The organism is Pseudomonas sp. P5_A2_2, from assembly GCF_054177685.1.
Window position 1 is genome coordinate 1 of the sequence record NZ_JBGCUL010000163.1, and the last position, 7397, is coordinate 7397.

General features: G+C 60.2%; 6 protein-coding genes and 1 pseudogene. 3 read left to right on the forward strand and 4 right to left on the reverse strand.

The window, feature by feature from the left end:
- Nucleotides 1-40: 40 nt before the first annotated feature.
- Together ACXRVY_RS12460 and ACXRVY_RS12465 are read right to left on the reverse strand one after the other, a co-directional pair.
- Nucleotides 41-2452, reverse strand: coding sequence for a glucose/quinate/shikimate family membrane-bound PQQ-dependent dehydrogenase (locus tag ACXRVY_RS12460; RefSeq protein ID WP_223458206.1), 2412 nt, complete (start codon nucleotides 2450-2452; stop codon nucleotides 41-43).
- A gap of 223 nt (nucleotides 2453-2675) precedes the next feature.
- Nucleotides 2676-4058: a carbohydrate porin gene (locus ACXRVY_RS12465; RefSeq protein WP_458237497.1), complete on the reverse strand. Its 1383-nt coding sequence runs from the start codon at nucleotides 4056-4058 to the stop codon at nucleotides 2676-2678.
- Between the two features lie 306 nt (nucleotides 4059-4364).
- Between ACXRVY_RS12465 and ACXRVY_RS12470 the strand changes: the two genes are divergently transcribed.
- Both ACXRVY_RS12470 and ACXRVY_RS12475 read left to right on the forward strand, forming a co-directional pair.
- Nucleotides 4365-4595: a VF530 family protein gene (locus ACXRVY_RS12470; protein WP_223458210.1), complete on the forward strand. Its 231-nt coding sequence runs from the start codon at nucleotides 4365-4367 to the stop codon at nucleotides 4593-4595.
- A 2-nt stretch (nucleotides 4596-4597) separates the two neighbouring features.
- Nucleotides 4598-5257 carry a Pr6Pr family membrane protein gene (locus ACXRVY_RS12475; RefSeq protein WP_223458212.1) on the forward strand — a complete coding sequence of 220 codons (660 nt, stop codon included), beginning with the start codon at nucleotides 4598-4600 and terminating at the stop codon, nucleotides 5255-5257.
- 103 nt (nucleotides 5258-5360) lie between these two features.
- Here ACXRVY_RS12475 and ACXRVY_RS12480 read toward each other — a convergent pair whose 3' ends face one another.
- Nucleotides 5361-6143, reverse strand: coding sequence for a siderophore-interacting protein (locus tag ACXRVY_RS12480; protein WP_458237498.1), 783 nt, complete (start codon nucleotides 6141-6143; stop codon nucleotides 5361-5363).
- Nucleotides 6140-6715 carry a PadR family transcriptional regulator gene (locus ACXRVY_RS12485; RefSeq protein WP_223458216.1) on the reverse strand — a complete coding sequence of 192 codons (576 nt, stop codon included), beginning with the start codon at nucleotides 6713-6715 and terminating at the stop codon, nucleotides 6140-6142. The genes ACXRVY_RS12480 and ACXRVY_RS12485 overlap by 4 nt, the downstream gene beginning before the upstream one ends.
- Before the next feature lie 513 nt (nucleotides 6716-7228).
- On the opposite strand from ACXRVY_RS12485, the pseudogene ACXRVY_RS12490 reads away from it, so the two are divergent.
- Nucleotides 7229-7397: pseudogene (locus tag ACXRVY_RS12490) on the forward strand (CS1 type fimbrial major subunit); the annotation flags it as partial.

Here is a 7397-nt window from a genome sequence, read left to right on the forward strand (position 1 = left end):
CCTGTGAGGGCGTCGCCTTTCAATGAACCGCCGCTAAAACTTACTCGGACAGTTTGTACGCGATCACATAGTCACCCATTTTGGTGCCCAGTGAGCCGTGACCACCGACGACCAGCAGCACGTACTGCTTGCCGTCCTTGCCGGTGTAGGTCATCGGCGTAGCCTGACCGCCAGCCGGCAGGCGCGCTTTCCAAAGCTCGTTGCCGGTGTTGACGTCATAGGCGCGCAGGTATTGATCCAGCGTGCCGCTGAGGAAGCCGACGCCGCCGGCGGTGACCATCGAGCCGCCCATGCTTGGCACGCCGAGTGGCAGGCCGATAGGCAATGGCGAGCTGTCGCGGCTGGTGCCGTTCTTGCGTTTCCACACGATTTTGCTGGTGGTCAGGTCGATGCCGGCCACGTAGCCCCAGGCCGGAGCCTGGCACGGTACGCCGAACGGCGACATGAACGGGTGCATGATCACCGCGTAAGGTGCGCCCGTGTTCGGTTGCACGCCCGCTGTTTCGCTCTCGCGCTTGCTGCCGGCCGCGACTTCGGCGCGAGGCACCATTTTCGAGACGAAGGCCATGTAGTTCGGGCTGGTGAACAGCATCTGGCGAACCGGGTCGACCGAAACGCCGCCCCAGTTGAAGACGCCGACGTTACCCGGATAGATCAGGCTGCCCTGTTCCGACGGCGGGGTGTACTGACCTTCATAACGCAGCTCCTTGAACTGGATGCGGCACAGCATCTGGTCAAACGGGCTGGCGCCCCACATGGCTTTTTCGGTCAGTTCCGGGGCCAGCAGGTTCAGGTCCGAACGGGCCTGGGTCGGCGCGGTGTGGTCGCCTTTCACGGCGCCTTGCGGAGCCGGGATTTCCTTGATCGGGATGATCGGCGTGCCGTCGCGACGGTCGAGGACGTACAGGCTGCCTTGCTTGGTCGGTTGGATCACAGCCGGCTTGATGCCGTCGGCGGTTTTCATGTCCAGCAGGGTTGGCTGGCTGCCGACGTCCATATCCCACAAGTCGTGGTGAGTGAACTGGTAGTTCCAGCGCACCTTGCCGGTGGCCAGGTCCAGCGCGACCAGGCCGGCACTGAACTTCTCGGCGCCCGGGGTGCGGTCTGCGCCCCACTGGTCTGGGGTCTGGTTGCCCAGTGGCAGGTAGACCATGCCGAGTTTTTCGTCGACGCTGGCCAGCGACCACATGTTGGCCGAGTTGCGGCTGTAGTGCTCGCCCTCTGGCAGCGGTTCGGTTGCGTCGGGATTGTTGCTGTCCCAGTTCCACACCAGATGACCGTCGTGTACGTCAAAGGCCCGGATCACGCCGGATGGCTCGTTGGTCGACTCGTTGTCGGTGACGTGGCCGCCCATGATCACCAGGTCACGGGTGATCGCTGCCGGCGAGGTGGCGTAGTAGCCACCTGGGGTGAACGGTCCGATGCCTTGAGTCAGGTCAACCAAACCGTTTTTACCGAAATCTTCGCAGACCTTGCCGGTGTCGGCGTTGAGTGCGATCAGGCGCGCATCGGCGGTCGGCAGGTACAGACGACGCGGGCAAGCCTGGGCGACGGCTTTACCGGCCTCGGAAATCACTGCGGAGGCCGCGTTTTCAGACTTGGCGTAGGCCGCTTCGTCGTAGTACGACACGCCACGGCAGGTCATGTGGGCGAAGCCCTTGAAGCCCACCGGGCTCTTGATCTGCGGGTCGAAACGCCACAGTTCCTTGCCGGTGTCCGGGTCCAGCGCCAGCACCTTGCTATGGGCGGTGCAGGCATAGAGCATGCCGTTGGCCTTGAGGGGGGTGTTTTCGTTGGTCAGTTCCACCGGGTCATCGGCGGTTGGCAGGTCGCCGGTCTGGATACGCCAGGCTTCTTGCAGCTTGCCGGCGTTGGCCGGGGTGATCTGCTTGAGCGGCGAGTAGCGGTCACCGAATTCGCTGCGGCCATAGGCCTGCCAGTCGCCTTCGGGCATCTGCGGCGCAGTRCTGGTCATGTCAGCCGAGTCACGACCCAGTTCGCCCAAGGTCTCGCCCGGATGGGTGAACTGGCTGGCCACGGCGGTGGCGCCGGCCAGGACCACGGCCACGCTCAAGGCGCCAGTGCCCATGGGGGCAGGGCCGTTGATCAGCAATGGACGACGGAACCACGGCAGCAGCATCACCACACCGAGGGCGAACCACAGCGCCAGGCGCGGCACCAGTTGCCACCAGTCCAGGCCAACTTCCCACAGCGCCCAAACGGTACTGGCGAACAGCACCAGTGCGTACAGGCCTAGCGCCGCGCGGCGGACGGCGATCAGCAACACGCCGCTCAGCGCGATGCCGATACCGGCCAGCAGGTAATACAGCGAGCCGCCAAGCATGCTCAGCTTGATCCCCCCGGCCAGCATGGCCAGGCCCATCAGTAGAAGCAGAATGCCGAGCAGGGTCGGCAACAGACGGCTTCGACTCAAGGCACCATCAGTGCTCATAGTGTGATTCTCCGTGACGTTTCAAGTAGTCCCGCGCAAGTTCACTGTAGATGACGATCCGGCGCGGGCGTGGTTCAGATAAATCGATTCAGTTGACGCATACCCTTGTAGGAGCGAGCCTGCTCGCGAAAAACCCGAGAACGACGCGGGGTATCAGGTTCGCAGCGTTATCGTTGACGTCCATCGCGAGCAAGCTCGCTCCCACAGGTTTTTTCGGTGTTTTTTAGAAAGAAGACTGGACCTTGATCCCGCCGATCAGCGCGTCATCGACCTCGTTCACGCCACCGGGATGGCGGATGTATTGCAGGTTCGGGCGTACGGTCAGCCAGTTGGTCACATGCACGCCGTAGTAGAGTTCGGCGCTGTACTCGGTGTCTTGGGGCGGCAGGAAGGTCGGATTGTCGAAATCGAAGACCGCGTTGGCCTGGTTGGTCGCCTCGGCATTTTTGCGAAAGGCCGGGTTGACGTGAACGCGGGCCATGGCGAAACCGATGTCGTCCCGGGCGCGCGCGTCGAACGGGCCTTTGTAGACAAGTCCGGCCTGGACGTAGTTGTCGATCGCGTTGGTCTTCTTGTCGTGCATCGTGCCGTTGGCGAACAGGCTCAGGCCACGGGAGTGGTCGCTGGCCAGGCTGGTGACTTGCTGCTGAAGGCCCAGCCACAGGCCGTGCTTGCTCGAGGCGCTGCGGTAGGCTTCGCCACTCAGGGCGGCAGGCTGGCCATTGCTGTCCTTGTAGACATCGGTGGCGCTGGCGCTGCTGTAGTAGTAACCGGCGCGGTATTCACCCGGCAGGCCATTGAGCTTCGGCGTCCACACCAGTTCCACCGGCAGGACCGCGCCCTGGGTGCCGCTGCCGCTCAGCTTGAAGCCGTTGTTGCGATCCAGGTTCGACGAGTTCTGCTCAAACGCACCGATCTGCGCGTACAACTGCGGCGTCAGGTGATATTTGACCCGCATCGCCCACTGGCTGACCGGCCAGTTGTACCAGATGTCACCCGCCCAGTTGCCGACCTGGGATCCGCAGAACGCTAGGTTCTGGAAGTCGCAGGGGAAGCTGTTGAAGTCTTCGCCTTCACCGAAACGGCCGACCTTGATGTCGAGTTTTTCATCGAAGAATTTCTGCTGATACCACATCTGCGTCAGGCGCCAGGTCTGGCCGCGGCCCCAGACTTCCTGGGCCGAAGTGAAGCCGCCGACACGCGGGTCGTTGATGCGGTCGTTGCTGATGTTGTTGCCGTTGCGTTCGGTGATGGTCAACTGGAACTCGGCGTCATCMCAGCCGAGGATCTTCTGCAAGTCCAGGTGGGTGCCCAGGCCGAACTGGTCGCTGTAGCGCGCGGTGCGGTCATGGTCGTAGCCGCCGTGCAGATTGCTGCCCATTTCACCGGTGTAATCGACTTTGAAGTCGTAGCCTTTTTCCGCGAGTTCGGTGCGAGTGCCATTCCAGTCACCGAGCATCCACGGTGAATCGCTATCGAAGGCAGGTGCCGCCTGAACGCAGGAGGCAAGGCCCAGCGCGGTGAGGCCACCAATCAGGGGCAGGAAGTTTCGATGGGCAGCAGTTGCAAAGACAGCGCTGTCTCGCAAAGATTTAAAGTCAGGCATAGAGACGGAGTTCTTGATCTTTTTCTGGGGGATAAACGGAAAGCGGCAGGCGTGAAATTAGCAGAAGAAGCGTTTCAGCAGGCGGCGGGCGCAAGGATAATGATCTGTTACAAATAGAGAAAGGGCTTTTGCTGACATGCATCGTTTCGGATTTGGTAACAGTGACAAAAGATCGCAGCCTGCGGCAGCCCCTACAGGATACGGATTCCAATGCAGGAGCTGCCGCAGACTGCGATCTTTTCCGTTTCACCTACATTTAACGTAAGGTGCGCGGCTTCCAATTCCCACTCTGCTCGAAGGCCCGGCATGACCGAACACAACTCTGACCCGCTGCACGGCGTGACGCTGGAACAGATCCTCAACGCGCTGGTTGAACACTACGAGTGGTCGGGGCTGGCCGAACGCATCGATATCCGCTGCTTCAAGAGCGACCCGAGCATCAAGTCAAGCCTGACGTTCCTGCGTAAAACCCCATGGGCGCGAGAAAAGGTCGAACGCCTGTATGTGAAGTTGATGCGCACCAAACGACCGCTTTGAACATGGTCAATCCGTCCGGGTTTCGCCGCCGTTTTGTGGCTGTGGCTGCCACGCTCGGCTGGGCGGGATTGAGCATCCAGATGTACCTGATTCTCCATTCACGCTGGACGCTGGGCGCCAGCCTGATCGGCGGGCTGATGAGTTTTTTCAGCTATTTCACCGTGCTGAGCAACACCCTGGTGGCGACCGTGCTGACCTGTGAATGGACAACCCGCGAGTCAGCCGCGCGCCGTTGGTTCCTGCAGCCTTGGGTCAGCAGTGCGATTGCCGTGAGCATCGCCGTGGTGAGCCTGGCCTACAACCTGCTGCTGCGTCACTTGTGGCACCCCGAGGGTTGGCAATGGCTGGCCGATGAGCTGTTGCATGACATCATGCCAGCGCTGTTTCTGGGGTATTGGTGGCGTTATGTGCCCAAAGGCACATTGCGCGTGTGGCACATCGCGCTGTGGGTGATTTATCCGCTGCTGTATTTCGCCTATTCACTGTTGCGCGGGCATCTGCTGGCGGTTTACCCGTATCCGTTCATTGATGTCGACAAGCTGGGTTATCCACAGGTGTTCATCAATGCCGGCGGGTTGTTGGCGGGGTTTGTGGTGATTGCGCTGCTGGTGATCGGGCTGGATCGGTGGCTTGGATCTCGCACCAAGAGTCAGCGTTTGTAGTGTCTGAGGCGCCGCCATCGCGAGCAGGCTCGCTCCTACAAAGGGCGGGTGTACACAGTTCCAGTGTGGGAGCGAGCCTGCTCGCGATGGGGCCTGACGCCAGTTACTCCTCCTCGCTGTCCCCCAGTTTCCAGTAGCCAATCGCCTTGACGAATTGCTCGTCCAGCCCGTGCTCATCGAGCAACACCCGACGAATCTGTCGCGACACTTTGCTCTCGGTCGCCACCCACGCGTACAGGCTGCCGACAGGCACCTGGATCTGGCGCACGGTGCTCAACAAATGATCTTTGCCACCTTCGCGCAGCACCMAGATCACATTGACCTCGGCCGCACTGTGCAGCACTTGCTGCTCCTTGCCGTTTTCCACTTCCACGATCACCAACGCACGGCGGTTGGCCGCCAGGCCTTCCAGGCGCCGGGCGATGGCGGGCAGGGCGGTTTCGTCGCCGATCAGCAAGTAGCTGTCGAAGATGTCCGGCACGATCATCGAGCCACGGGGCCCGCCGATGTGCAGGAACTGCCCGGGTTTGGCCTGCTCGGCCCAGGTCGAAGCCGGGCCGTCGCCGTGCAGCACGAAGTCGATGTCCAGCTCCAGGGTATTGAGGTCGTAGCGGCGCGGGGTGTAGTCGCGCATTTCAGGCAGCGGGCCGTTGTCCTTGCCTGCGCCCAGCACCAGGGTTTCCAGCGCCACCGCTTGCTCGGCGTTCTGCGGGAACAGCAGTTTGACGTGATCGTCTGTGCCGAGGCTGACGAAGCCTGCCAGTTCGGGGCCGCCCAAGGTAATCCGGCGCATGCGCGGGGTCAGGTCGACCACCCGCAGCACCTCCAGGCGGCGGCGTTTGATTTCGTGCATGACACGGTGAATGGTGGTGATCACTTCAGTCATTCGGCGTTCTCCTGAACGGGTTGAACGGCGGGGCCGTCGACGATGGCTTTGGCGGTGTTGTTGAGCAGATCGCGTACCCGCAGGATTTCCTCCGGGCTCCAGCGGCCATGGTGCATTTGCAGGGCGTGGCGCAGGTTATGCACCGCTTCGTGGATTTCCGCCGGACGATCATGGCCGCGCAATGAGCGCTTGCTGACTTCGATCCGCATGCGCACGCCGTCTAGGGCAATCGCTTGTTCACTTAAAGACAGACGTCCGGCGTCGGTCACGCTGTAACGTTTTTTTCCACCTTCGGCATCGCCCTGAATCATTTCGCTCTCTTCCAGAAAGGTCAGGGTTGGGTAAATCACCCCAGGGCTTGGGCTGTAGGCGCCGTCGAACATGCTTTCAATCTGGCGGATCAGGTCATAGCCGTGGCAGGGCTGTTCGGCGATCAGCGCCAGCAGCAGCAATTTCAAATCGCCAGGTGCGAAGACCCTGGGGCCGCGACCACCGCGTTCGCGGCCGGGGCGTTTCTCGAAGCCGTCGCGGCTGTCACCGTGTTCGCGATGGGGGGAATGATGGTCTCTCATTTCGTCTGCTCTCGTCGTGTTTAGATATAACTTAAGATATATCTTCAGTCTGAATCAAGGCGTTTTCCGTGCGGGGCGACCTCATGCCGACGAGCGGTGGCGCAGCAGAATGTATGGAATCCATCGAAAAACCCCTGCCGCCTGCCTCTCTTTCTACGAACACCCGTTTATTCAAGAATCTTAAAGTTATTACTCTAAAATTTTTGAGTTTATATTTTAAAAGGTGTAAAACCCCCATGTTAAATGGCTGGAATCGCTGTCTGGTTTTTTCAATAAAACTGTATGTAGGGCATAACTTACAGTCACTGTTTGATATTTTGATTTTTTGCGGTTTTGTCTTTCTGGTCATGAGGTTGTTGAACTACGAACTCATAGGAAGTTGCCTGCTTACTTTCCAGAGCGATAAGTCGATCATGCCCCGGCGTTGAAAGCGTACAGCCACCGGATTTTACGGCTATGAGCTGTCCGAACTTTCAATGGGCCGAACCTTTAAAAGAAAACAGGTACTGARTGATGTTCAAGAAATTTGCAATCGCTGCCCCACTGGCTGTTCTGGCTCTCCAATCCTCCATGGCTTTCGCCGCGGGCGAGGCTGCTCACTCGATCAATCTCATCGCTCACGTGCCAACCAATGGCTTCTATGTAGTGCCAACCGACCCTGATCTGGTCAACAAGGATCAGG